Source organism: Bacillus sp. 7884-1 (assembly GCF_002272245.1).
GTDB lineage: Bacteria > Bacillota > Bacilli > Bacillales > Cytobacillaceae > Neobacillus.
This window is the reverse complement of the sequence record NZ_NPDD01000334.1, coordinates 1-676: the sequence shown is the minus strand read 5'-3', so window position 1 is coordinate 676 and position 676 is coordinate 1. Positions and strand designations below refer to the sequence as shown.

The 676-nt window shown below is 36.2% G+C and carries 1 protein-coding gene; it reads right to left on the bottom strand.

Translation table 11 applies throughout. From position 1 onward, the window contains the following. Positions 1–106 precede the first annotated feature (106 nt). Positions 107–676 (bottom strand): group II intron maturase-specific domain-containing protein (locus tag CHI06_RS29000; RefSeq protein ID WP_306453858.1); only part of this gene is annotated, 570 nt, incomplete at its 5' end.

Sequence of the window (676 nt, the reverse complement as noted above, 5' to 3'; positions counted from 1 at the left end):
TAGTCGAGTAGAAGGGAGCCTTTCTACCTTACGGTAGATTGTACTCCTCCCCCCTCACAGAACCGTGCTTGCGCTATTAACGCACACGGCTCCTCCTAGTTATCATTTACAGAATGTAGCTAATCTCTTTTCTAAGTTCATAGATGTTCACTTTGATTCTTGGTGAGGGAAGTGGATATTTACGTAGAAAAAGATTAAATTTACCCCATGTGAAGGACTTCCTTTGGCTTCTTCTATTTAGCCATTTAAATAGTAAGTATTCGATTTTCTCTTTGAAGTTGTTAACAATTTGAGTGTTATCCGTGATGCAATAATAGTTGTAATAGCCTATAAGTGAGCGTCTAAATCTATCCATAATCGTATGAATATCTTTATTTCTATTAACCTTTAGCCATTCTTTAGATTCTCTTAGTTTGCCTTGGACTTTCTTCCTGCTAGATTTCCGTTTTACCCGATATTTTCCTTGTTTACTTTTCCCGCAATAGTGGGTAAACCCAAGGAAATCAAACGTAGCTGGTTTACTATTCCCATCACGTTTTGCATTATTTTCCGCAAACCTTCCAAAGGGAATAATTTTAGTTTTATCCTCGGCTATTTCCAAATTAAACTTCTTTAATCGAAACTTTAATGAATGGAAGAATTGCTGAGCTTCACTTTCATGTTGAAAACAACAAAC